Below are 25,135 nucleotides of genomic sequence, written 5' to 3'. Positions count from 1 at the left end.
TAATAAGAACGCGCATTAGGAAAACTAGACGCTACAGCACACGAGACGCTACAGCACACGATATGGACTAAGTCACAAGGAAGTCGGTGATGTCAACGTCGCCTGACGATACATTTTGCAACAGAATTTCCATGTCGGCTGTGCCATCACCAAGTGTATCAATCAAAATTTGAGTATCACTACCCTCTGTCGTTGCCGTCGCCCGAGAGTTACCATCGTTCGTGAAACTGCCGCCGAACTGGAAGGTGCCTGTCAACAATCCATCAAGGAAGATAACTTCGTTAACGCTGCTCGCATCAAAGTCCGTGATAATATCACGGGCTCCTACAGCCGAATTACCAACACCGGAATATTGGAAAATATCTCCATCACTGCCGCCGGATAGCGTATCAATACCTGCTCCACCTGCAAGGAAATCAGATCCAAGGCCGCCGGATAATGTATCGTTGCCTGCTTTGCCACGAAGGAGATCATCGCCACCAAGACCACTGATGTTGTTGTCACCAGCCTCGCCTTCAATTAAATCACCAAAATCATTTGATCCGCGAACATCTTCAATATTGGTTAGTGAATCGGTGCCACCAAACCCGTCCGATGCCGTTCCCCCACCCAAATCAACATTAACACTGCTTTCTGAATTAGAATAATCAACTCGGTCAGTTCCAGCGCCACCGTCAATCACATCATTGCCCCCTTCGCCACGGAAGCTCTGGTTGCCTGCACCGCCGTTAAAGTCATCGGCAAAGTCTGAGCCGACGACGGCGTTGACGCCCGTAAAGGTATCTGTGCCGATCCCGGCATCGGTGGTGGTGTCACTGCTAGCTGTACCCGTACCCTCGGCTGAGAATGTTACATCCACGCCTGCCGTCGCATCTTGATAGTTGATCCTTGTTACGCCATTGCCGGTAATCGTATCGTTGCCGCCACCACCTCTTATATCGATAAAGCTATTGGTTTTGCTGAGCAGAGCTTTCGAATCTGCATCAAAACCACCAAAGCCACTTCCATTCCAGTTTTTGGTAGTCGTATCAGTAAGAGTAAAGGTATCGTCGCTCGAGGTGCCGTTAATTCGGTCAGCATTTCGAATGAAATCAGTTCCGCCAAGACCGTCAGTAACTGACAATCCGCTACTTGATGTCACATTAGCCACGATACCTGCAGTGCTGCCGCTGTAACTGACGATATTAAAATCTTCACCGCTATTGCTAAATTTGCCACCAGCACCCGTGGTATCCAAGGTCGTGTCAAAGTAAGTATCATTGCCGGCACCACCGATCATGACATCAACACCGTCCCGCGCATCAAACTTGTTGTTACCGCTATCGCCCGTCAGCTTATCATTGTGTGCTGATCCTGCGATTTCTTCGATATTGATTAAGGTGTCGCCTTCCGCGTTACCGCCGCTAACGAGTTCACTATTGGCGAGATTCACTGTTACGCCTTCGGCGCTCGAGAAGTATTCTACCCGGTCATTACCGTCTCCACCGTCCAGGATATCCGCACCGGCCCCACCACGAAGCCGGTCGTCGCCTGCACCAGCCCGAATGATATCGTCTCCGCCTTCGCCGCGAATTCGATTGATACCTGCATCACCGGTCAAAATATCGCCAAATTCTCTAGAACCCCGGATGTCTTCAATATTGATCAGCGTATCCGTGCCGCCGAAGCCGTCCTGCGCCGTGCCTGAACCAACTGTAGCATTTGCCGCCGTAGATAGATCGACAATGACGCCGCTGTCTGAATTGAAATAATCTACCCGGTCACCTTGCTGGCTGACTGAGAGTGTGGGGTTGGAGCCGCCATCAATTACGTCGTTACCGGCGCCGCCAAGCAAGAAGTCGGCGCCGCTGGAACCCGTAATGGTATCATCGAACTTTGACCCGAAGACGCCGTTGGCTCCGCTAATGGTATCGTTGCCAATACCAGCATTGTCGGTTCCATCCGTATCAAACGCCGTGCCGCTTGCCAGGTTAACAGATACGCCATCTTGGGCCTCACCATAGTTCACCCGGACGAAGCCGTTACCAGTGATGGTATCGTTACCGCCTCTGCCTTGAATATCGATGAAGTTATTGCTGGTGCTGGAATCAAATCCAGTGATCAACGACCCAGTCCACGTGCTGCCGATGGTAAAGCTATCAGCACCCGCACTACCTTTAATTTGGTCGATGTTAATAATCGTGTCCGTATCGCCCAAACCATCAACAACCGAAAGCTGAGCGCCGGATGTGGAAACCGTAATTCCCTGGCTGACCGAGTTGCCTGAATAATCGGCGGTATTGAAGTCACCCGATTGGCGGCTCACGTCTTCGAATGCCGTGTTAACAAACGTATCGTTACCGGCCCCCCCGATCAGTTCATTGTCGCCTTGGCGACCATCAAGCGTGTTGGCGCTCGAATCACCGGTCAATGTGTCATCGAATGATGAACCGGTCAGATTCTCGAAATTCGTCAGAGTATCGACGCCATCACCACCAGATGATGTATTCGTTGCAAGACTAACCGTAACGCCCGCCGATGCATCTATATATTCAACGGTATCCGTATCCGCTCCACCATCCAAGGTGTCGTTTCCGCCACCGCCGCGAATTACGTCATTGCCCGCGTCGCCATTAAGCGTATCCACGCCGAGACCGCCATAAATCCGGTTGGCAGCAGCATCGCCTGTAAGAACGTCGCCGCCGGAGCCCCCTAGGATGTCTTCAATATTACTCACTATATCGGTGGAACCGCCGGTTGCAGTACCACCGCCACTGGTAAGATCAAGCGTCACAGCCGTCGTTTCGTTATCAAAAGAGACCAGATCGCGACCCGCGCCACCATCAATGGTATCGGTTCCGCCGTTACCTTGGAACAGCTCATCCCGGGTTGAACCTGTAATGGTATCACCGCCCGTGCCACCATCCACGCCGACCACACCACCCTTGATGATGTCAACTTCAGCACCCCGCGTTGCCGTGCCGGTTTGACCGGTTGTTACATCGTAGTTCGCTAAATTAATAACAGCAGCCGTCGCATTGCCATCGTCATATCCGATGATGGTGTGACTGTTGCCAATGATAATGTCGTTGCCTTGAGCACCGGTTATTTCGATGCCGCTTCCAAAGTCACCATCGAACGTGTTGTTTGTCCCACTATACTCGATACCCGCGACCAAAAGGTCCGCGGCTTGACTGCCGATCACTTCGTCAATGGCGATGAGAGTATCTGTACCGATTGTCGAGCCAACCGCGGTGCTCGTGTCATTCAAGGTAACCGTTATGCCGGATGTTTGGTTTTGATAGTCAAGAGACGTGAAATATTCAGGGCTGTGTTCAATCCGATCCGGATTTTGTTCACCGCTGATGGTGTCGTTACCGGCACTTCCATTGACGACATTATCACCGCCGCCTGCGTTGATCACGTCAGCGCCACCGCCGCCGGTGATGGTGTCGTTGCCAAGACCCGTCGTGATGGTTGTATTGGATGAATCGATAACGGTAATTGTCTGCGTGCCGCCGCCGAGCCCGATCACTGTATCAACATCCGTCACATTCAATGTGTGGGTCAACGCCCGGCCCAAGGTCACTGTATCGGTGCCGCCACCGCCATTAACGCTCGTTGTGCCACCTGACGAGATGATTTCAATGGTATCGTTGCCCGTACCACCAATGATGGTCTCAACACTAATCGCATCAATATCATTGGTGCCGTTGGCCAGGGTTATGGTATCGGCCCCACCTGTGCCGTTAACCCTGGAACCTGATTGCAACAAGTCCGTTTGCACCCCAAGGGTCGTAACATTCTGTGTCGCTGTGCGAACGATGAAGTCATTAACATTAAAATCACTTGACGCGACCCCGGTTAGCTCAATTTCGAAATCGGCGGCACCATTGCCGTCAACATCAACGCCGATAATTAGATCATTACCTGAGATCGTTTCAATTGCTTCGATATTACCGTTACCCGTGAACACGGCATCATTACCACCGGTTTCAAGATTGTCCGGGTCATCCACAAAATTAAACGTCCCGCTGCCAAGGCCTAGAAGGAATATTTTGTCTGTATCGCTTCCGCTCGCCGAAAAATCAGTAATAACGTCACGGTTGCCTGAACCAATGCCCGAATCTGTCGTCGCGACGTATTCATACCGATCCTTGCCAGAGCCACCGGTCATGGTATCCGCACCCGTTAGTCCGCGTATCCGATTTCCAGCAGAATCACCGATCAGCACATCTCCCAATTTCGATCCGTTAATGCGTTCAATGCCAATCAAGGTGTCCGTGCCACCCAAACCGTCAAGAGCGAACCCTCGGCCTACTTCCGTGCCGCCGCCAGTGCCCGTGACGGTGGCTCCTGCCAGATCAACCGTGACCCCGACTGTGGCGCTGCCGTAGACAACCCGGTCTTCACCACCGCGACCGTCAATGACATCATTACCTGCCCGGCCATCGAAGCTTTCAAACGACTGATCCAGGAAACCATCGCTGCCGAATAAGAAGTCGTCGAAGGAGCTACCAGTAAGGCTGCTTACGCCGCCAACATCGCCAATGTCATCCAACCCGACATTTGCCGTATCACCAGAATTGGTCGAGAACGAATTACCGTCCTTCAGGTCTGCGGTCACACTGTCGGATGCGGTGCGGAAAGTAACCCGCGTACTTGCGTTGCCGGAAATCGTGTCGTTGCCGTCCTTGCCTTCAAATTCGTTGAAGTTATCCCGGCTAAGGCTACCCAGGAATGATCCATCAGCCGTGAAGGTATCATCCTTGTCAGTGCCACGAACGCCTTCGATGTTGATCAATGTATCGGTATCAATGACACCGGACTGGCCAGTGACGGTCGCCGTCGTGCTGAAGTTAACCGATATCCCTTCGGTCGCGCCATCCGTATCATACCGCGCCCGGTCAAAGTCCAGGAAAGAGCGTTCAGACCCGTCGCCAATCAATGTATCGTTGCCATCATTACCGACATAGTGGTTGGAGCCAGCGCCGCCGCTGATCGAATCATCGCCCGAGTCACCAACCAAAGTGACCGTACTGCCGCCACTGTTGTCGCCATCGTTGATGATGTCGTTACCTGCGTTACCCAGCACCAATTCAACGTTCAGCGTGGTGATGATGTCGTCAAGACCGGACAAGCTCAGGGTATCGGTGCCTGCGCCGCCATCGACCGTAGTTGTTGCCGTTACGTTGGCAATGGTAATTGCATCGTTGCCGGTGCCGCCAGTGACGGTTTCTGTATTATTTACAGTCACCGTATTGCCGCCAGCTGATAAGATCAGGGTGTCGGCAGTCCCTGCGCCCAAGTTTACAACATCGCCAGTCTCAAATGATGTCGATGAGGTAATTGTATCATTGCCGGTGCCACCCGTAAGAGAGTCTACGTTGGCGACCTCGAGAATATTATTGGCAAGGGAACTCAGGACTAAACTATCGGTACCAGCCCCCAAATCGATGGTACTGCCGCCTACGAAGAAACCTGCAGTTTCCGTCACCACATCATTGCCCGTTCCGCCGATGACGGTGTCAATATTGGCAACTGACAAAGTATTGCCGCCATTGGCCAGCGTCAGCTTGTCTATGCCGCCCAACAAATTAATCGTATCACCAGACGCAAAGGTCGTCGTCGCGGTTAGAATATCAGCGCCCGTGTTACCGTTGATGTTTTCGATGTTAGCGACCGTTAAGGTATTATCTCCAGCTGCCAGGTTAAGAGTGTCAGCGGTGCCATCACTCAAATCAACCGTGTCCCCAGAGGAGAAGGCCGTTGTCGAAGTTACCGTGTCATTCGCTGTGCCGCCGGTGATACTCTCAATATTCGTTACCGAAAGCGTGTTAATGGCATTCGCCAGCGTCAGGCTGTCTGTGCCTTCCTTTAGATCAACGAGAGTCGATGACCCCGTCAGAGCATTGTTCACTGTAACAATATCGTTGCCCGTGCCGCCGGTGATGAAGCCGATATTATTCAACGTCGCACCGGCATCGGCGCTGAAGTCAAACGTACCGCCGCCTGAGAGGAGCACGATGTCGTCGCCGCCGTTGCCGGTAATCGCTGTCGCGACGCCGAGCGCTAGTTTCGTGGCAGCGTTGATCGTCAGCGTCGCAGCGCCGCCGCCGTCAGCGTCGATATTCACATTTGCGATACCTGATAGTTCGGCATTGCTCAGGTTCATGCCGTCATTACTGCTGATGATTTCGTCGCCGGTGGCGACGCCGTCGACGGATCGAATTTCCGTAATCACAGTGCTACCACCCGCCGCGACGTTGGTCGTTGAGCTAATGGTCAACGTCGTTGCGCCGGAGGTGTCATTATCGAGTATGATGGAGTTTTTTTCCGATGTCGTACTGTTCACGAACAACGACGAACCTTCCAGGAATAAACCATCGTTGCTCGTAATATGGGTATGGCGGGTTGTCGATCCGGTCACCACCGACGCGCCATTCAGGCGCGTAAGATTATCGACAAATAATGATGTGACGATGCCGCTGCCTGTGCCAGCACCAAAATTGTCACTATCGAGAACAACAGACTCCATATTGGTGAGCACGACACCGTTCAGGTTCATGTCGCTCGTACTGGTGATGTTGTCATCATTTGCCGATGATGTCTGCGTGCCGGTTATAGCGGCGCTGCCAAAATTGGTGGCGCTATCGACTACAATCGCCTGCGCGGTGCTCGCCTCGGTCAGGTCGATGTTTTCGACCAAGGAGAACACGACCTCCTCAAAATCCTGATTGCCCGATGTGACGATAACTTTCTCGGTCCCGGCACCACCGGTTATGGTATGGATGGTCAGGTTGGTGTCGACGGTCGTCGAATCGATGGTCAATTCGACATTGTCGCCCAGGGTAATATTATCGATGTTGGTGAGAGTTTTACCTCTCGCGTCGAGGTTCGCGCCCGTGTTGATGATTATCGAGTCGTTGTCCGCCCCCACCGTACCGATAACCGTCGTCACGTCAGCCGCATCCGCCGCATCAATCGTCAACGTCACGCCCGCCACCGCGCCGCCGCTCAGATCAACCACTTCGACGTTTGTTGCCGTCACCCCCGTAAAATCAATCGACGTAACTGCTGTACTGTTAGCCTTCAGCGTATCCGTATCCGCACCGCCGTCAATTGTTTCGCCCGTGTTGACTTCTGTACTGGTGTTGACCAGGAAGACGTCGTTGCCATTGTTACCGCTGAGGCTGTCAGAGCCCGTACCGCCCGCAATGGTATCGTCGCCGTCTCCACCGCTAATATTATCCGCAATAGCACCACCGATGATGGTCACATCAACTGAACCAGTAACTGTAATAGAATCAGTCCCACCGCTGCCGTTAATAGTTTCGACGTTGCTGGCATTGATAATACTCCCCGCAGTGGTGAGGGTAAGAGTATCGACCCCTGATCCACCGGTAATGGAAACACCGTCAGAATCGATCACATTAAGCGTGTTTCCACCATCAGCAAGTTGGAGGGTATCGCCTGTTCCTGCACCCAAATTCACGGTGTCAGCACTTGAGAACGTCGTCGTCGAGGTGATGGCATCATTGCCACTCCCCCCAGTCACAGATTCCACATTGGTGATTTCAATCGTGTTCGTGCCGGAAGTTAAAGTTAAGACGTCATTACCTACACCACCGATAACAGTGTCCACGCCCGTGACCGAAGCACCCGCCGTAAACGTCACACCTGCGGTCGAGCCTCCACTCAGATCAACAATTTCAACGTTTGTTAAACCCGCACTAGAAAAATCAAAGGCCGTCAACGAGGTGGTACTGGCAATTAGGGTATCGGTACCCAACCCACCTTCAATTGAATCACCTGCGACAATGCTAACATTAAGGTTTGAAAAAAAGATATCATCACCGGCACCACCGTCCACCTCATCGGCACCGCCGCCGCCACTTAACGAATCATTTCCGCTGCCACCGGTTATTGTATCGACCAAATTACCGGTGGCGACCCTCGCGCCCGTCGACCCCAACACGGTTACCGTATCCAAACCACCAGACCCCGAGACTGTCTCAACGTCTGTAACAGTAACAATATTTGTACCACTGCTGGCGAGCGTGATCGTATCGTCCCCTGTACCACCGGTGACGCTTTCTGTATTGACGACAGTCAGAGTATTGCTGCCGTCAGCCAAGACCAAGGTATCATTGCCTTGCTGTAAATCAACGCTCCCGGACGTTATTGTCGTGCCCAGAGTAATAACATCATCACTTCCACCACTGACCGCGACCACGATAGTTTCCGCATTGGAAATCGTCGCGACGTTGCTACCACTGCTTGCTAGATTAACTGTGTCCGTCCCGGCACCCATATCGATTGAGTTGGCGGAGCTGATAACATCGGCAAAGGTAACATTGTCGTTCCCCGTACCCCCCACAAGCGTTTCGGTATTGGTCACTGTTATCTGCGTCGTATTACCGTCGCTTAGGGTTACAGTGTCGGTCCCCGCCAAACTATCAAGAGTATCCACACCCGATACAGTGACCGTATCATTCCCAGATGTCAGGGTAATCGTATCGTCCGCGGTGCCGCCGGTCACACTTTCAATATTCGTAACAGTGGCAGAGTTCACGACGTCGGCCAGGGTCAAACTGTCCGTGCCCGCCCCAAAATCAAACGCTGCGCTGGTGGCCTGGGTTCCTAACGTGATTGAATCATCACCTGCACCAGCGTTGATGGTTTCCGTGTTGGTGACCGTCACAGTATTATTCCCACCACTGAACAAGTTCAGGGTGTCGCCCGTGTTTTCTTCTAAGTCGAAGGAACCCGACGTAACCGCATTCCCTAAGGTAACAACGTCATTACCCGCACCACCAAGCACATTCTCCGTATTCACCGCCGTGATGGTATTATCGACTTCCGATAACAAGTTGATCGTGTCATTGCCACTACCACCGTTACCGGTACCGCCCAAGAGGTCAATCGAGCCAATATTCCCCCCTGCCAAAAGCCCCAGCGCGTCGTCATTTTCCGACCCGGTGATTGATTCAATATTGGTCAGGGTTGCGGTAACCGTACCGCTGACGATCAAGGTATCGGTGCCGCCCTTCAAATCGATCGTGCTACCAGAGGCAACACCGCTCGCCGTAACAATATCGTTGCCAGTAGCACCTTCAATTTTTTCGGCATCAATAATTGTGACCGTGTTCCCGCCGTTTGCCAGCGCAATTTCATCCGTAGTGTCAGTGCCAAAATCGAAAGTCGTTCCTGACTGCGTGTTCTCCAAAACAATTTGAGTACCTACAGACGCGTCGCCATTTACGGTCTCGACATTCGTCACAGATAACGTATTGGTGCCTGACAGAAGGTTTAAGGTATCACCGTCACCGGCTTTAAGATCAACACTATCTCCCGTCGTAAATACGGTTCCCGCTGTCACCGCATCATTGCCCGTACCACCGATAATGGTTTCAATCCCTGAAACGGTTGTTATTTGTCCACCGTCGGCCAAAGTAATGGTATCAGTGCCGCCAATATCTGCGATTGTTTCAGCATCTTTGACAAATAACGTATCGTTGCCGGTCGCGAGATTAAGAACGTCCGTCCCGGCCCCTAAATCAACTGTATCAGTAGACGTGAAATTTGTTGTTGAGGTAACAACATCGCCGCCTGTGCCACCATTAATAGTTTCTGTATTTGTCACAGTGACCGTGTTCACGCCATCGGCTAGGGTCAGGGTATCGTTACCGTCACCGCCATCAAGGGATTCAATGCCGCCACCTGTGCCTGCGATAATCGTGGTGATGATGTCATCGCCCGCACTACCATTTACGGTTTCAATGTTGGCAGTTGAGACTGTATTGCCACTAAATTGCAGGTTGAGAATATCAGTCGCCGCCTGACCATCAATCGTTGTTCCCGATTGCGCATTTGTCAGGTTGATCGTATCGGCTACCGCACGGCCGTTCACGTTTTCAACATTCGTTACGGAAAGGGTGTTCGTCCCGCCCTCCAGGGTCAGGGTATCGTTGCCACCTTTGCCATCAACCGAATCAAGCGCGTCAATGCCGCCACCTGTGCTCGACACCAGCGTCACAATGAGATCATCGCCGGATCCGCCAACGACGGTCTCAATATCTTTAATGTCTGTCGTCTGACCGCCGTCGCCCAATGTGATCGTATCGTTACCATTGGCGCCGGTGATGGATTCTGCATTGCTTACCGTCAGCGTATTACCGCCGGTGTTGGTCAGGGTCAGGGAGTCGTTACCCGCTTGGCCCAATAAATCAAAAGAGGTGCCGGAATCTACTGTTCCCACAGTCAAAGTGTCGTCAGCTGCGCTTCCTCTAACCAATTCGACGTTGGTAATTGTATCGCTCGTAAAATCGAACGCGCCACCCGCGCCAAGATCAATCGTGTCGTTGCCACCGGTGCCACCGTTAATAATCGCGCCATTAAAAAGCGTAGTTGCTTCAATTGACAGTGTCGCGGGCCCCGTATTGTCAGCATTGAAACTAACCGAAGAGAACCCCGATACATTTACACCACCAAGATCCATGCCGTCGTTACTAACCAACAAGTCATTACCATCGGTCCCGTTTATGCCGATGCTGGTGATAAAACTCGTGTTGCTATCCAGCAGCACCGTTTGAACAGCGCTTGCTTCCGTCAGGTTGATGTTTTCAATGTTGTTAAACGCTTGGCCCGTGATGTCGAAATTACCCGAGTTGAAGGTAATAATCTCATTGCCGCCGGTCTGCCCATTATAAACGTTAATGGAATCTTCAACACCTGCCTCGTTGATCGTCAAATTAACGTCCGTATTCAGGGTGACGTTCTCAATTCCGAGAACATTCTTCCCGGTCGCATCCAGGCTGTCGTTGATAACGAGGGTATCGTTACCTGACCCGCCGATTACCGTTTCCACATTCGCCGCATCAGCTGCATCCACGGTCAATGTCACGCCCGCAGATGAAGCTAGGCTCAAGTCTACAATTTCAACACCTGACAGGGTAGCTGCCGAAAAATCTAAGGCCGTTATTAGGGTCCCTGTCGTCACGGCCTTTAGTGTATCCGTACCAATACCACCCGTGATTATATCGCCGGAAACCAGACCAACGTTAAATTCAAATGCAAATGTATCGTCTCCGGCTCCGCCATTTACGTTATCGGCTTCACCGCCACCAATAATAAAATCATTTCCACTGCCACCAGATATTATATCAGCACCTGCACTGCCGTTTACGCTCGTATCCTTCGAATCGTTTATCGAAATCGTATCAGCACCAAGATTGCCAACAACACTTTCCACGTTCGTTACGGCGACACTATTCACGCCGTTAAATAGCGCCAAGCTATCCGTGCCTGCGCCACCTTCAACCGAAGCCGACGTGATCGCCGCGCCGAAGGTCAGGGTGTCGTTACCGTCGCCACCAACGACTGATTCCACGTTGAGCGCGGTCACGGTGTTGCCGCCGTCGGCCAAGTTCAGGACATCGAATCCGGCTTTACTATCAATTGTGGTGCCCGACTGCGTATTTGTCAGCGTAATCGAATCACCTGACGCGCTGCCGTTCAGGGTTTCCGTGTTGCTCAGTTCTAGGGTGTTCGTTCCCACTGCCAAAGTTAGCGAATCACCAGTCCCGCCCCCGAGGTCAACGCTTTCACCCGCCGTGAACAGACTGGTCGTCGAGGAAATCACGTCATTGCCTGAGCCCCCGACAATGGTCTCCCCATTGTTCACAGACGCAATATTGCCGCCGTCGGCCAGGTTCAGCGTATCGTTACCGGCCTTCAACTCTACCGCGCCGCCCACAATCGTCGTTGTCGAGGTCACGACATCGTCACCGGCCCCAGCGTTCAGCGTTTCAACGTTGGCAATAGAAGTCGTGTTGTTGTTGTCGCCCAGGTTAACCGTATCGGTGCCCGAATTACCGGCGATGTTTTCGACGTTGATTACATTTGCGACGTTCGCGCCTGTGCCCAGGGTCAAGCTATCCGTGCCGCCGCCCAAATCAACCGTGTCACTTCCCGTCAGTGTTTGCTGCAACAAGACGTTTGAATCAGCGACCCCCGCACCATTGACATCGCCTGCAACGATATTGGGTAAGTTGGTTAAAGTGACCCCCGTCAACGCGGCAAAATCAAAGGTGCCTGCGCCATTCAACTGGATCGAACCACCTGTTCCCGTACTTTGCAGCGTAATCGCCGCATTGGCGAACTGGAGATCGGTGAATACTCCCTGATCAAGTACGAACGTAGCTGCGCCAGCGTTCGTACTTTTTATTGTTTCAATGGTATTGATCTCAAGGTTGGGCGCTGTCAAATCCAGGGACGTTTGGTTCGTTGAAAGCGTATCGTCGCCAGCCTCACCGATGAACGTCCCGCCAGTCAAAAGATCATTTCCGCTGGTAATCAAGAACGTATCGTCACCTGCACCGCCAACAACGAGGTCGATGCCCAAGCCACCGGTTATCGTGTCGTTACCACTGCCGCCAAATAATTCATCGGCACCCGCACCGCCAGCAATGACATCGGCACCTTCTTCACCCTGGATCAAGTTGTCGTTCGCGTCACCGAATAATGTATCGTTGAAGTCGGAACCAAATACATTCTCAACGTTGGAAATGTCATCTGCACCGGTCGCCCCAAACGTCGTGTTCGTTGTGAGATTTAGATTAACAGTCAGACCCGCAGTGGCGTTGAAAAATACGACCGTATCATCTGTCCCGGCACCGCCATCAATAACGTCATCCCCAAGGCCACCGAATAAGATATCGTCGCCAGCACCACCAATAAGCTCATCATTACCACCATTGGCGATCAGAATATCATCGCCTGCGCCACCGGTTAACGTCTCACCGCTATTGGAGCCGATAAAGAGAGTGTTCGCCGATGTTGAGCCATCGCCCAAGGTGTTGGAGAGGTCCAAGGATTCCAAACCAGGACGCTGTCCGTCAAAGTCAAAGGCAACTTTATTGCCTGATATATTAACGTGGTCATCAACCGTGATCTGGGACACTGTGTCTGTCTGGTCCTCGACCGTAATGATCAAGTCATTACCACTCAGCACCGCGTTTCTGAGTTCAAAGCCCTTATCGATGACCAAGGTGTCAAGCCCGTCTGTGAATATGGTGTCGTTGCCCTGCGATACGATGAACTTGTCAAAACCGCCGTCTCCGGTTAACTGGTCATCACCCGCACCGCCATTTAATTCGTCAGCACCAGCGCCGCCACTCAGCACGTCGTTATCCGCACCACCAAGCAGTGTGTCATCATCGTCACCGCCAGAAAGGTTATCTGTACCAGCACCACCAATAAGTAAATCGCTTCCGCCCAAACCAGTAAGCGTGTCGGCACCCGATCCACCTGCCAAGTTGTCGTCAAATTCGGTTTCATTGCCATCAGCAAATGTAACCGCGCGCGAGGCAAAATAGAGCGCGCTATCTAAGACAGTATCGCTGGTATCAGAAACCACAAATTCAATGGTGTGAGTGGTGACGTCTGGTGTTCCTTCGGTAAACAATGCGGCCGCCAACTCTGGCGCTACAATACCGTTAAAGGGGGTCGCCAAGCCTGTTCCAGCAGTGTTGGTAAAGAACTCAGAATTTTCTACAGCGCTGAACAGACCGTTCTCAAATTTTACATTCGACCCATCATTGAATTTCAGAACGTTTACACCGTCGATAATAATTCCTGCAATATCGGATACGGATTCGGTCGGAAATTCATCAGTCGCAAACATCCAGTCAAATAATAGGCCGTTAACCCCGGCACCTGCCGTAAAAGTAAAGGCCAATACTGATGCATCCGTCGTCGTTACACCGAGGATACTATCAATGGACGGCGTGCCACTGGAAATTGAATTTCCTGCACCCGCGCCACTGGCCGTACCTGATTGCAACGTATTCGGCGTTGTCGTGGTCGGCAGCGAGCCGGACGTCAATACAATCCCAGAACTGAGGCTATAATTCTCACCGCCGGAAAAGCCAAAATTAATGCTATCAAACAGACCCGCTGATGTCCCCGATAAGTCGCCTACAAAATTTTCAATTGACGAAACTGCGATGTCAGCCCCAAAACCAGAAGTAATTTGGCTAGCGAGTCCTTCCTTACTGGACGCAGCGCTAACCGCAACAGAAACCGGAGCCGGTTCTTCATCCGGCGGTATAAAATCAATAATTTCGTCTGGCGGCGGCGCCTCCTGAGGGGGCGGGTCGTCACTGGGTGGGGGTGCTTCCGGGGCATCCGATGGCGGTTCATCGAAGGAGTCGCCGGAACCATCAACGCTACCACTCAGACCGCCGCCACCGCCTAAATCACCACCACCACCAAAATCAATTGGGCCTTGCGGAGGAGGCCCGCCGGGAGGAGGGGGCTCATCGCCACCCGTACCAGCAGTCCCGGTACCGCCATCGCCGCCATCGCCGCCATCGCCGCCATCGCCACCAGCATCACCGTCGCCACCATCGCCGCCATCGCCGCCACCAGTTTCGCCACCGTCACCAGTTTCACCACCGTCACCAGTTTCACCACCCTCGGCTCCGGTTTCACCACCGTCACCGGTTTCACCACCTTCAGCAGTGCCATCACCGCCCTCGACGGCGGCTTCTGCTCCTTCAGCACCCGCCTCAACACCGGCTTCACCTTCGCCTTCCGCACCTTCAGCAGCAGCTTCGCCTTCGCCCTCGCCCTCGGCAGCGGCCTCACCTTCACCCGCAGCGCCTTCGGCAGCAGCTTCGCCTTCATCGGCGGCGGCACCTTCGGCAGCGGCCTCGCCTTCACCTTCCGCGCCAGCTTCGCCCCCTTCGCCACCTGCCTCGCCTTCACCCTCTCCTTCGGCCTCAGCCTCTGCTTCAGCTTCACCTTCGCCTTCACCCTCTCCGGCGGCACCTTCGGCGGCGGCTTCACCCTCGCCTTCACCTTCACCCTCACCTTCGGCAGCAGCTTCGCCTTCACCTTCACCTGCCGCAGGGCCTTGGTTCTGTTGGGTCGCGGCGGGAACGGGTGGGGGCGGCATGGAATTCAGGGCCGCGCCGTATTGTTGGTTAATTTGAGCCGGACTTAGAACAGTTGGCGGCGGCATGGCGGCGAACGCACTTGTTGTCGACGATGTCGCACCTGGGGTGGATAGAACGACAGGAGGCCCACCGCCCTGGTTGCCGATGGTCATTTCACCGGTGTTGCCACTGGCATCCGGCAACAGACTGACAGTGTTAGGCGAGCCTTCGGGCCCCGCCCGACCGGCACCGGTCGTACCGCGAATACCGATGGCAACCACCGGCGTTTCGATGCTCATCGCATCGACGGCGGATTTGGAAATCTGGCCACTGACGAAAGAGAACACGCCTTCGGCAACACTGGCGGAGAACTTGCCTTCCTTGGTCGCCGGGTCATAGACCATTTCGTCCATAACCATGGAACCGCCTTCGCCCAAGGCAAAAGTCGTATCGTCAACAAACACCAAGCCGACGGCAGCACCGTCGCCGGTTTCGATCTTATCGCCTTGGTAAATGGAATCACCCTTGGACAGGGTGTCTTGGCTGCCATCTGCACGAGTCGCCGTGACGGCGCCCGAAAGCTCTTCGACCTTGCCGATAGGTTCAGCGGCTTGGGCCAACTGTGCAGGGGCCAGTTGAGTCGGACCTAAATCTTCACTTCCTTCCGAAGAATTGCCGCTTTGGGCCTCGGAAGAGATGCCATTCTTGGCATTTAGATCATCAAATTCCATAACAATACTCAATCAAATTGCGCGCGCCACAACGCACTTGGCACGCCGCTTCAGGCTCCCTCCAAACTCGATACACACCCATATTTCGATATTTCAAGATGGTCATTATTTTTATGCGCTTATTTAAGTCAGCGCCTTTATCCATCCTTATAAATACAATTCTATACCAAACTGTTAAGCACGGCAACTATCGGTAAAAAACCTCTCAATGCCCCGACGCATACTCCCCGCGTTATTTCAGGGGAACGCCGCCAACAACCGCTAAATTTAGCCGACCCATAGCGTACAGCAATTCATAAGCAGCACCCAAAACTTCGGCTTCTTCAAACGCCAAACTACCTTCCGCCACAGTCAGCTGCGCAATTGCGTCCAGGACTTCCAAAACCGTCGATTTTCCTTTTTTCCGGTCTTTGCGAACCAATTCCAAGGATTTGCTGTGAATGGCCAAGCCGTCGGTCAAAATCTTAACCCGCTCTTGCGACGTACGGAGCTTATCCCAGGCATTGCGAACCAATTCTTCGGTCCGATTGCGGGCTTCTGTATACGTAGACAGCCACTGCTTAGCTGTTTCCTTGTTTTGGCGCAGAGTATTAATCGCCGTTCCGCCCAGATTAAAGCTGTAGGACATCTGCAACTTGGTCAGAAGCTCACGCTCCTTGCCAATTGCGCCGCCAAAATCTTCTTTATACTTGTCCTCCACCACACCTTCGACCTTGGGGAAGAACCCAGCCGCCCGCGCCGTGCTGACTTTTTGTCGGTTAATAAAGCTTGTGATCCGCCCCGATAGAAGCAACGGGTTATCCCGCATCGCGAGCTTAATGGCTTCTTCAACTGAACCCGGCATGAGGTCCAACGGTAATCTCGGACGCACCATGTTCTTGACCGCTGGCGGCTTACTTTTCGTGGTTTCGCGGTAGGCGTTCTTCGCGGTCCGTAATTGTTTCAGCAACGAAACCCGAAGGTCTTCTTGCGATGCCAGCTTTGATTTTGCCTTCAATACATCCGTTGATGTGCCGGCACCAATTTTTAGCCGACTTTCCTCAAGCCGGCCCTGCTCAACGATGATTTCAATCGCGCGTTCGGCAATCTGAATTGTTTGATCAAATCTCAGGACATTGATGTAGGCCAAGATCACATCGCGCATAATCGTTTGGCGGGCATCTTTAAGCCGCGCCGCGACCTCTGCAGCCTCCATCCGCTTTTCCCGGACTTGGCTGTTGACGTTGCCAAAATCCCAAATCAACTGGGTTACGGACAAATTCACGTCACGGGTGACGAGGGTGGTATCGTCAGCGGTTTCCGGCTTCTGTTTTTCGTGACCATAATTGGCAGTAACAGCCAAGGTCGGATACCACTGACCAAAGACGACTTTTTCTTCTTGTTTCTTGGCTGCGAACTCCGCCTGTGCTGCCTTTACAACATCATCGTTCTTGACGACACCCGGCAATAAATCGCCGAGCGACTCCGCGTTAGCATTTCCAGCGGACACGCCAACGACAAGCAAAACCGCGGTAGCGATAAATAGACGCCTCCACGAACACGTAATATCAAATCCAGACAAGGACTTAGTCCCTTTATTCACGTCTAGCATCGTATAGCACGAAAAGTTCAAATGAAAACTCGAAATTTTGCGGCCTTCAAAATCTTACCTACATGAATCTATAAATTAATAATAACTCAACCCGTTAAAATGTCCGTTAATCAACGTTCTCAAGCGTTACGAACCCATAATATCATATATCGCCTAAGTTTCGGGGTTTTATTTCACTCATATTATTTTTAATACTGTGCTATAAATATTACGATTCGTGGCGTTATAAGGCAACATCTACGACCACGCGCCCCTGGATTCGCCCGGCCAATATCTTGTCGGCCAGTTCTGGTAAATCAGCCAGAGAAACAACCTTCGTCATCGCGTCCAACCGGTCTAAGTCCAGATCAGAGACCAGTCGGTCCCAGGCTTGTTTACGGCGCGTGAACGGGCACAGGTTGGAATCAATCCCCAACAGGTTAACGCCCCGCAGCAAAAACGGCAGTACCGTGCCGCCAAGTTCCGCCCCGCCAGCCAATCCACAAGAAGCCACCGACCCGCCTTGCGCCATTTCAGCCAATACATGAGTCAATGTCGCACTACCAACCGCATCCACACACCCGGCCCAACGCTCTGACAGCAAGGGCCGGTCTGGAAGTTCCGAGAGTTCAGTCCGCTCAATAATTGTCGTTGCGCCTAAATCTTTGAGATAATCGTGGGTTTCCGCCCGTCCTGTGGACGCGGCAACCCGGTATCCGAGCTTCGCGAGAATAGCCACAGCAACGCTACCAAGTCCGCCAGCGGCCCCGGTGACTAAGACTTCACCATCTTGATCCGGCGACAGTCCATGTTCCTCTAGCGCCAAAACCGCGAGCATCGATGTCAATCCCGCCGTACCGACGGCCATGGCCTGCTTGGTGTTCAACCCGTCTGGTAAGGGAACCAGCCAATCCGATTTAACCCGGGCCTTCGTGGCAAAGCCGCCCCAATGAATCTCACCGACCCGCCAACCGGTCAGGATCACCTTGTCGCCAGGTGCATAATCACCCGAGTCTGAATTTGCCACCGTGCCAACAAAATCAATTCCAGGGATATGCGGATAGTTCCGCACCAAACGTCCAATGCCTTTCAGGATCATGCCGTCCTTATAATTCAAGGTCGAATAGTCAACATCAACGGTGACATCGCCTGCTGGCAGATCAGAAACTTTTACCTCTTCAAGCGCTGACGTGACCTTTTTATCGGCCTCTTGCAACATCAGAGCCTTAAACGTTTCGGACATTCACATCTCTCCCTTGGTCGGAATAATCTTTGTTCTTAGCGAAACCTCACCTTATAACCTTGGCGAAGGCGATAACACACCCCATGTTACGTGAAGTTATGAAATTAATGGCTGGTGCCCCAGCGGAGCGACAAAATGTTTATTCAGACAGAAAAATTATCCGAAGCGGACTCCATGAAGTTTATCCCGGGAACGAGCGTCCTGAACTCAGGCAAGGCCGCGTTTGGCAACCAAGCGGAAGCCGGGAGTTCCCCTTTGGCGCAACGCTTGTTTGAAGTGGATGGTGTCGTTCGCGTTTCTCTGGACAAGGATTCAATTACGGTCGGCAAGACCGAGACGTTGGAATGGGATCATCTGAAAGCCCCGGTGCTCGGCGCCATTATGGATCACTTCAGTTCCGGCGCGCCGACAGTTGTTGGGGATGATTCGCCCGATGAGGATTCAGGCGGCAAAGTAGTTGATGAAATCAAAGACCTGATTGATACCCGAATCAAACCCGCTGCTGAACAGAACGGTGGCGATGTGGCATTTGACTCGTATAAAGACGGGATCGTTTACCTGGAGATGATGGGTCCGGCGGTTGCGCTAAAAACCGGCATCGAAAACATGCTGCGCCATTATATTCCCGAAGTTCAAGAAGTCCGCGACTACCGCGATGCCATCCCCAAACCGGGTCTGGAAACGCCGGTCGGTTTAGCTGTCAAACAAGTCATCGACGAACGGATTAATCCTTCAGTCTCCTCGCATGGTGGCCATATTGCCTTGGTCGATGTTCAAGAAGACACCGTCTACATCCGACTTGAAGGCGGCTGCCAAGGCTGCGGCATGGCGGATGTCACATTGAAGCAAGGCATTGAGGTGGAGATCAAAAAGAATGTGCCGGAGATTTCGACGGTCACCGACACCACCGACCACGCCGACGGAACAAATCCATATTTCGCGCCCGGTAAGTAATTACTCAATGAACGTCCTGCTGATTTCGACCTATGACCTGGGCCACCAGCCCTTCGGTCTCGCCTCACCGGCAGCCTGGCTTGAAGATGCCGGTGCTGAAGTTGCTTGCCTGGACTTGGCCGTAGAGCGCATTGACGAAGCTGCCGTAAAGGCTGCGGGGTTAATTGCGTTCCATATTCCAATGCACACGGCGACCCGTTTAGCGATGGAAATGGTGCCGAAAATCAGAACAATCAATCCGACAGCAACTCTCTGCTTTTACGGTCTCTATGCGCCTCTAAATGAAGCCGTGTTGCGCGAGCTTGGGGCGGATTTAATTTTGGGCGGTGAATACGAAGATGGTTTAACAACTGCTTACAAACGGCTTCTTGAGAGTGGCGGATCCATACAAACGGAACCTTTGATTTCCACTGCCAAGCAGGCATTTCGGATACCACGTCGAAAGACCCTTCCAAAGCTTAATCAGTACGCACACCTGAATATGGGCAATGGTGAAACCCGCACCGCCGGCTACACGGAAGCCAGTCGTGGCTGCAAACATTTTTGCCGTCACTGTCCGGTGGTGCCGGTCTACGAAGGTAAGTTTCGCATTGTCGCGAAAGACGTCGTCATGGCGGACGTTCGGGCTCAGGTCGAGGCCGGTGCCCAGCACATCACCCTCGGCGATCCGGATTTCTTCAATGGCCCGGGACACGCGCTTCCCCTGATCGAGCAATTCCATACTCAATTTCCCAATATTACCTACGATGCGACGATTAAGGTCGAGCATCTTTTGAAATATGCATCGCACATGGAGACCCTGGTTCGGACGGGGTGCTTGTTCGTGACCACGGCCGTTGAGTCTGTGGATGATCAAATTCTTGACCTGTTGAATAAAGGGCATACTCGAGATGAGTTCGTTCGGGTGACTAAATTGGCGCGCGACGCTGGGCTTGTCCTATCGCCTACCTTCGTTCCGTTTCTGCCATGGACGACGGTAGATGGGTATGTGGATTTGCTCGCTCTGTTGGCGGAGCTTGATTTGATCGGTTACGTGGCACCAGTCCAGCTCAGTATTCGACTGTTGATCCCACAAGGCTCGCATATGTTAAAAGTCGATGGCATGGAGGAATTCATTACCGGCCATGACAGCGGTGAACTGAGTTATCAATGGCGTCATCCCGACCCGCGCATGGATCAACTGCATAAAGATGTTACGGCCCTGGTCGAAGATCATCAAACCCGGGACGCGCCTCGGTCAGAGACATTTGAAGGTCTCTGGCAGTTGGCGAATAAAGCCGCCGGTCGAATTGCGCCACCGTTAAACATAGGCACTGCAGAAACAATTCATGTGCCGCAAATGAGTGAGCCCTGGTATTGCTGCGCTGAGCCAACGTCCGCGCAATTGGCCGGACTTTAATGCCGACTAAACACGACAATGGTCGACTGCTGCTTCTTATTCCCAAAACCTCTTATCGTGCGCAAGATTTTTTAGCTGCTGCTGAACAGCTTGGGGCTGACGTTGCCGTGGGCTCTAACCACCGCTCGACCCTGGAAAATCTTTCCCAAGGTAAAACCGTCAAATTCAACTTTAAGACCGTCGAGCGTGGCGTCGACGAGATCATCGCCTATGACAAAAAGTACCCTTTGAGAGCCATCCTCTCGGTCGATGAAGAGACAACAATACTCGCCACCGAGGCCAGCAAGGCCCTGGGCCTCCCCCACAATCCGCCTGACGCCATTCGGGCAACGGTCGATAAATACAAGTTTCGACAAGCCATCATTGGGGCTGGGTTACCCTCCCCTGAGGTCACGCGGCTGACAATTTATGATGACCCGATTGCTCCAGCCCGGAAGGCCGACTATCCGGTGGTGCTAAAGCCCGCCGCTCTTTCGGCCAGCCGCGGCGTTATTCGTGCCGATTACGAGGCTGAATTTATCGCTGCGTTTGAGAGGATCGTAAAAATTCTGCATCAAGCGGACTTGGTCTTTACTGGAGAAGGCAAGGATCAAATCCTGGTGGAGACTTTTGTGCCGGGCATGGAAGTTGCACTGGAAGGGTTGCTGCAAGACAGCAAGCTAACGCGTCTTGCCCTGTTCGATAAGCCTGATCCTTTGAATGGACCGTTCTTTGAGGAAACACTTTACATCACACCGTCGCGCCTGCCCGAAAAAACCCAGGACCTCATCACAGAAACAACAGCCAAAGCACTTTCTGTCCTGGGTCTTACGGACGGCCCGATCCATGCCGAACTGCGGGTGAATAGCCTGGGTGTGTATGTCATAGAAGTGGGGGCCAGGACCATCGGCGGCCTTTGCGCCCGCACCCTACAATTTGGCACCGGCATGAGCTTGGAAGAAATTGTCCTGCGTCACACCCTAGGTCTGACGCTTCCTTCGACCGAACGCGAAGTTACGGCCTCTGGCGTTATGATGATCCCAATCCCGGAAGCTGGCGTGCTGAAATCCGTAAGCGGCGAGGAAGAGGCGCGCACCGTGCCTGGCATAGAAGACGTGACAATCTCTATTCCCATTGGCAAGCAACTGATCCCTCTGCCAGAGGGTAATAAATATCTGGGATTTATATTCGCCAAGGCTGAAACGCCGGAAAGCGTGGAAGCCGCCCTTAGAGAAGCGCACCGGCGGTTGGTGTTCGAAATAAGTGCGTAATTGTTTCTAAGAATTAATTTCTCTAAGAATTAATTTCTCTAAGAATTAATTTCCCAGGCCCTTAACCCAACCAACGATCACATCAACGCCGGTTTCCAGCACATCAATGTGTCCGCCATCAACAACAGCGTAATTGTTTTTGGGGTGAGGCGGCGCGTTGGTGTAGGCGTAGCTTTCGCCGCGCCGGTACATCCGGTCGCCTTCGCCAATGATCCATAGCAGCGGCGTGCTGGGCTTCAGGCCCTCAACATTTCGGGGCATCACCAAAGCCCCGTCGGCATCGTAGTAACTCAAGTAAAATTTTGCTTTTACCAAAAACGACTCGGTGCGGCCCTGATTGATATCGTTGAAGTCGTCCTTCTCGTCCCCTTTGCCAGCAGCAACCAATTCCCGGGCGCGACGATAATCGAATTTCATGCGGCGTTGAAAACCACGAAGTTCGACCGGATGGCCGGGGGCAATGGCCATGACGCCTGCTAGACCTTCACGCTTTGTCGCATAATAAAGCGCCACATTGGCACCAATACTGTGGCCAGCAAGGATGACCCGACTTGCCCCCTTGTTTCGCAACCCTTGCAACGCCTTGTCGATTTCGGCAACCGCCCCGTCTACGTCATTGTCTAGAAATCGACTCTCTGACCAAGGCATTTCGGGAAGACTGAAAAGGATACCGTTGTCTTGAAAGGCATCTGCCAAAGGCTCGAATATGCGCGAGTCTGGGTCACCGTTTTTTCCGTGCAAAAGCACGACACCGGTTTTTCCAGACTCTGCGCTTGCAGCAAAACAAAGCCCCAGTACCGCAAAAACTGCGAGAACTGGGGCTAGATGGCGCATACAAAACCGCCTGTTCAAATTTGCTCAGTTTCGATTTAAGCGTCGGGCTCGAACCCTGGGTCGTAGTGCGGGCCACTCATGGTGCCGTCTACCGCCATGCCGATGACGCCGTGAGACAGGTCCTTGATCGCACAGAAAATAACATCTTCGTCCTGGGTTGCCCTAATCGTATGGGGCGCTTCAGCAGGAATGTAAATCATCGTTCCCGTGGGGGCGACGAATTCAACACCATTGATGCTACCATGAAGCGTGCCTTCAAGAACAAGATTGAATTGTTCGTTGGGATGGGAATGCATCCGCGATCCCGTGCCCTTGGGTTTGCGGATACAGCCAACCAGCATCCGTTCGCCTTCGATAACACCACCATGAGACGTGGAATAACCGGTGCCCGCTGGAACGATTTCAACTTCTTTAAAGTTGAATGTATATCCGGCGTTGTCTTTGCCTGCTTTTACCGCACCTTCGCTTTTCGTTTCTGCCGCCATTTTATCGTCCTTACTTTCATCTGATTAAGTCGGTTTACATCGCACACCGACGATGCATTATGAAATCACTCCGCTCCAATAGCATACAAAATTAGGCCTTTCAAATCCAACGTTACGCGCTACATTTTTGTAGAACTTAGGATTTTGAGGTCTGCAGGAACAATCAGGATTGAAAAAAACTATGGAACACTTCGACGCCATCCCTCTGAATTTTCGTTTCGGAACCGAAATAGTAGGCTTGGACCTTACGGAATCTCTGAACGAAGAAGAAAAATCGCAGATTATTACCCTGTTCAACAGCGCATCCGTTCTGTTATTTCGGAACCAAACCCTGACCCCAGGGCAACTCAGCGCCTTTACCGAAACATTTGGCAAGCAGGACATCCATCATCTGGCCGAAAGCACGTTCCCGGATCACCCTGAAGTCCGCGTTCTTTCCAACAAGAAAAACGCCGATGGCACATTGATTGGCGCATACAAAGGGGGCCATCACTGGCATTCAGACCTTTGCTTTAAAGAAATTCCCGGAAAGGCGACGCTCCTATACGGCGCGGAATGCCCGCCTGAAGGCGCTGATACCCTGTTTGCCGATATGCATTCAGCCTACGAGGACCTGCGCCAAGACTTGAAGGAAAAATTAGAAGGCCGTATGGCGACAAACGATCGCAACTGGCGTTATTCAGACCTTTATCCGTGGCGCCCCGCTTTGACCGAAGAACAAATCACCAAGGTCCCGCCGGTCCAACACCCGGCCGTTATCACCCACCCTCAGTCAGGACGACGGGCTCTTTTCGTTACCGAAATGATGGTTCCTCACATTGACGGCATGGAAGATGACGTGGCTCAGGCGCTTGTTGCCGAAGTCGAAGCCTTCGCCACCCAGGAAAAATATGTCTATCGGCACAAGTGGCAACAAGGCGACTTGGTCGTCTGGGACAATCGCGCCACGCTTCACAAAGCAACGCCATTCGACGACAGCAAATACGACCGCATGATGTACCGCACCCAGGTTTTGGGCGAAAAGCCGGTGTTTAAGCCTGATGCTGGGTAAAATCATCATCGACAAACAATTCTGCGGCCCGCCAGAGTCAGGCAACGGCGGCTACACCTGTGGACGGCTCGCGCAATATATCGAAGGTGCGGCGGAAGTTACTCTGCGCCTGCCGCCCCCTTTGAATGTTACGATGGAAGTCCACGGTGACCCGACCGAACGCATCACCCTAATGCATGATGATCAACTCATTGCCGAGGCCAAGCCAGCTCAAGTCGATCTGGACATTGAACCCGCTCCCTCCATCGAAGACGCGACCGCTGCCTCAAAACACTATACCGGCTTTAACGAACACCCCTTCCCGACCTGTTTCGTCTGTGGACCGAAACGAGACGAAGGCAATGGCCTGCGGTTGTTTCCCGGTCGCCTTCCAGGTGATGAACGCGTTGCTGCAATCTGGGTCCCCAACTCGTCATTAAGTAAGGACGGTAAAATTAGCCCTGAATTCATCTGGTCAGCACTCGACTGCCCCGGCTCCTACGGCGTCATGAAAGCTGAATTAGAGCCCATTGTCTTGGGCCGTATGGCAACACACATTATTAGCGACGTCACACCAGGAGAACCCTACGTCGTCACCGGCTGGTCCCTCGGCATCGACGGACGGAAACATTATGCAGGGACGGCGATCCATACGGGGACAGGTAGCTTGATAGCGTATGCAAAGGCGACGTGGTTTTTGCTCGGGTGAACTGAATAA

The 25,135-nt window shown here is 52.8% G+C and carries 9 protein-coding genes and 1 pseudogene; 5 read left to right on the top strand and 5 right to left on the bottom strand.

The window, feature by feature from the left end; genetic code table 11:
- Positions 1–67: 67 nt before the first annotated feature.
- From HOM51_10395 to HOM51_10385, 3 genes are all read right to left on the bottom strand, one after another.
- Positions 68–15,652: a hypothetical protein gene (locus tag HOM51_10395; protein MBT5034915.1), complete on the bottom strand. Its 15,585-nt coding sequence runs from the start codon at positions 15,650–15,652 to the stop codon at positions 68–70.
- A gap of 232 nt (positions 15,653–15,884) precedes the next feature.
- Complete coding sequence (locus HOM51_10390; GenBank protein ID MBT5034914.1) at positions 15,885–17,213, bottom strand: TolC family protein; 1,329 nt, start codon at positions 17,211–17,213, stop codon at positions 15,885–15,887.
- Between the two features lie 253 nt (positions 17,214–17,466).
- Positions 17,467–18,465, bottom strand: coding sequence for an oxidoreductase (locus HOM51_10385; protein ID MBT5034913.1), 999 nt, complete (start codon positions 18,463–18,465; stop codon positions 17,467–17,469).
- Between the two features lie 135 nt (positions 18,466–18,600).
- Here HOM51_10385 and HOM51_10380 point away from each other — a divergent pair.
- From HOM51_10380 to HOM51_10370, 3 genes and pseudogenes are all read left to right on the top strand, one after another.
- Positions 18,601–19,110, top strand: a pseudogene (locus HOM51_10380) (NifU family protein).
- A gap of 316 nt (positions 19,111–19,426) precedes the next feature.
- The gene (locus tag HOM51_10375; GenBank protein MBT5034912.1) at positions 19,427–20,818 is read left to right on the top strand and encodes a radical SAM protein; all 1,392 of its coding nucleotides are present in this window, start codon (positions 19,427–19,429) and stop codon (positions 20,816–20,818) included.
- Positions 20,818–22,068, top strand: coding sequence for an ATP-grasp domain-containing protein (locus tag HOM51_10370; protein ID MBT5034911.1), 1,251 nt, complete (start codon positions 20,818–20,820; stop codon positions 22,066–22,068). Before HOM51_10375 ends, HOM51_10370 begins: the two co-directional genes overlap by 1 nt.
- A 45-nt stretch (positions 22,069–22,113) precedes the next feature.
- On the opposite strand, the gene HOM51_10365 is transcribed toward HOM51_10370, so the two are convergent.
- Together HOM51_10365 and HOM51_10360 are read right to left on the bottom strand one after the other, a co-directional pair.
- Positions 22,114–22,902 carry an alpha/beta fold hydrolase gene (locus HOM51_10365; GenBank protein ID MBT5034910.1) on the bottom strand — a complete coding sequence of 263 codons (789 nt, stop codon included), beginning with the start codon at positions 22,900–22,902 and terminating at the stop codon, positions 22,114–22,116.
- Between the two features lie 35 nt (positions 22,903–22,937).
- Positions 22,938–23,387 (bottom strand): cupin domain-containing protein, encoded by a 450-nt coding sequence (locus HOM51_10360; GenBank protein MBT5034909.1) that lies wholly within the window; start codon positions 23,385–23,387, stop codon positions 22,938–22,940.
- 169 nt (positions 23,388–23,556) lie between these two features.
- Here HOM51_10360 and HOM51_10355 point away from each other — a divergent pair, with 169 nt between their 5' ends.
- Both HOM51_10355 and HOM51_10350 read left to right on the top strand, forming a co-directional pair.
- Positions 23,557–24,438 (top strand): TauD/TfdA family dioxygenase, encoded by an 882-nt coding sequence (locus tag HOM51_10355; protein MBT5034908.1) that lies wholly within the window; start codon positions 23,557–23,559, stop codon positions 24,436–24,438.
- Position 24,439: 1 nt separating this feature from the next.
- A complete protein-coding gene (locus tag HOM51_10350; protein MBT5034907.1) occupies positions 24,440–25,126 on the top strand; it encodes a hypothetical protein in 687 nt (228 codons plus the stop codon).
- Positions 25,127–25,135 lie beyond the last annotated feature (9 nt).

The organism is Rhodospirillaceae bacterium (genome assembly GCA_018660465.1).
GTDB lineage: Bacteria > Pseudomonadota > Alphaproteobacteria > Rhodospirillales > JABJKH01 > JABJKH01.
This window is presented reverse-complemented; position numbering and strand designations above follow the sequence as displayed.

Bases quoted from the DNA above. Each gene is read 5' to 3' on its own strand.
- HOM51_10395 (MBT5034915.1), bottom strand. From the start codon at position 15,652: ATGGAATTTGATGATCTAAATGCCAAGAATGGCATCTCTTCCGAGGCC.
- HOM51_10385 (MBT5034913.1), bottom strand. From the start codon at position 18,465: ATGTCCGAAACGTTTAAGGCTCTGATGTTGCAAGAGGCCGATAAAAAG.
- HOM51_10375 (MBT5034912.1), top strand. From the start codon at position 19,427: ATGAACGTCCTGCTGATTTCGACCTATGACCTGGGCCACCAGCCCTTC.
- HOM51_10370 (MBT5034911.1), top strand. From the start codon at position 20,818: ATGCCGACTAAACACGACAATGGTCGACTGCTGCTTCTTATTCCCAAA.
- HOM51_10365 (MBT5034910.1), bottom strand. From the start codon at position 22,902: ATGCGCCATCTAGCCCCAGTTCTCGCAGTTTTTGCGGTACTGGGGCTT.
- HOM51_10360 (MBT5034909.1), bottom strand. From the start codon at position 23,387: ATGGCGGCAGAAACGAAAAGCGAAGGTGCGGTAAAAGCAGGCAAAGAC.